Here is a 1,829-nt window from a genome sequence, read left to right as displayed (position 1 = left end):
GGGACGCCGTTCCTGCCGCACCCGGCGCCGGTCGAGGAGGGCACGCCCGCGCTGCGGCCGCGGGACGCGACGCTGCTGGAGGGCGCGGACGGCTCCCAGCTGCCTCCACCGGAGGACCACCCGGAGGGCTCGCTTCCAGATTGTGACGTGCCCCTGTCTAGTTCGTTCCCGTCCTGGTGTGGTGGGATGAGGCCTCACGGGGATGAACCGCTGACGGGGGTGTGTACTGGTGCGGAGTGGATGGCTGCGGGAGCTGGACGGGGACGCGGCGCGCCTGACGGCCGTGGGGCTGGTGCGGCTGGGGGCACAGGACTGGCTGAGTACGGAGGCCGGGGAACCGGCCTGGATGGGCGGACTGCGGGCGGCCTCGTTCGCCGATGCCTGGCTGGCGTTCGGCGACGGACCCGCGTCCGGACTGCGGGTGCCCGCGCCGGCACTCCTGCGGGCCCTGGTGGCCCGGGCCGCGGAGCTGGTGCTGCGCTCCTGCCGGGAGGACGGGCCGGCGGCGCTGGAATGGCTGGGGCAGCGCTCGGCGGAGGCTCGTGAACAGGCGCAGCGCGAGGGCGCCTCGCACCCGGCCGAGCCCTGTGCGCTGACCCTGGTGTGGCACGGCGTGCAGGCGCTGACCGCCGAGGACGGGCCGTGCCACGCCCGCCGGATCGAGGAGCGCGGCGAGGCGTACGTCCGGGAGCGGCACCGCCGCCAGGACACCCTGGCGCTGGTGCTGTGCTGCACCCGGATCGCCGCGGCCGCGCTGGTGGAGCTGTGCGAGGGCGATCCGGAACGGGTCGGCGGGTGGCTGGAGCAGGACGCGGCGCGTTCCATGCCGCGCGGCGGCCGGGTGCCGCTGTGGGTGCCGGGCCGGCCCGCTCTGCCGGCCGGCTGAGCGCGCCTGCCCTGGTGGGCCCGGCCCGGCCCGGCTCAGCGCGCCGGGCCGGGCCCGCCAAGGCCGCGAACAGGCCGCTCAGGGCACCGATCGGGCCGCCCACTGCCCGAACAGGCCCGTCAGGCCGCGTCGAGCAGCCGGGCGACCTCCGTCATGGCCGGCCCCAGCGGCAGGTCGAGCCGGAGCGCGGCGAGTTCGTCGCCGCGCGTCGGCCCCTGGTTGACGATCGCGACCGGCAGCCGCGACCGGGCGGCGCGGCGCACGAAGCGCAGCCCGGACAGGACCGCCAGCGAGGAGCCGAGGACCACCAGCGAACGGGCCGCGTCGACCAGTTCGAAGCAGTGCTCGACCCGGGGCAGCGGGACGTTCTCGCCGAAGAAGACCACGTCGGGCTTGAGCACTCCGCCGCAGTCCGTGCAGGCGGCGACCCGGAAGCCGTCCACCACGGGCTGCGGCAGCTGCGCGTCGCCGTCGGGCCGCAGCTCCGCCCCGGTCGGCCGGAAGCCGTGGTTGAGCTCCTCCAGCCGCCGGTCCAGCTCGGCCCGGGTGCTGGTGCGGCGACAGTCGAGACAGACCACCCGGCGGAGTCCGCCGTGCAGCTCGACGGCCTCCCGGGTGCCGGCCGCGTGGTGGAGACCGTCCACGTTCTGGGTGATGACCGCCGCGACGTGCCCGGCCCGGCGCAGCCGTTCCACCGCGTGGTGTCCGGCGTTGGGCCGGGCACCGGCGATCGCGGGCCAGCCGCTGTGGCTGCGGGCCCAGTAGCGGCGCCGGGCGTCGGCGCTGCCGGTGAATTCCTGGTACGTCATCGGGGTGCCGCTGCGGCGGCGGCCGGTGGCGCCGCGGTAGTCGGGGATCCCGGACTCGGTGGACAGGCCCGCCCCGCTGAGCAGCACCGTGCCACGCCGCTCCAGCAGCCCTACCAGGGCTTCCAGCCCCTCCC

General features: G+C 76.7%; 2 protein-coding genes. One reads left to right on the top strand and one right to left on the bottom strand.

Features of this window, described 5'->3' with window-relative positions:
* The first annotated feature begins 229 nt into the window (after positions 1–229).
* The gene (locus tag ACIQOV_RS39905) at positions 230–886 is read left to right on the top strand and encodes a hypothetical protein (protein ID WP_401055840.1); all 657 of its coding nucleotides are present in this window, start codon (positions 230–232) and stop codon (positions 884–886) included.
* 119 nt (positions 887–1,005) lie between these two features.
* Here ACIQOV_RS39905 and ACIQOV_RS39900 read toward each other — a convergent pair whose 3' ends face one another.
* A complete protein-coding gene (locus ACIQOV_RS39900) occupies positions 1,006–1,821 on the bottom strand; it encodes an NAD-dependent protein deacetylase (RefSeq protein ID WP_401055842.1) in 816 nt (271 codons plus the stop codon).
* Positions 1,822–1,829: the final 8 nt, after the last annotated feature.

This window comes from Kitasatospora sp. NPDC091257, assembly GCF_044757675.1.
GTDB classification, from domain to species: domain Bacteria; phylum Actinomycetota; class Actinomycetes; order Streptomycetales; family Streptomycetaceae; genus Kitasatospora; species Kitasatospora lactacystinica.
This window is presented reverse-complemented; position numbering and strand designations above follow the sequence as displayed.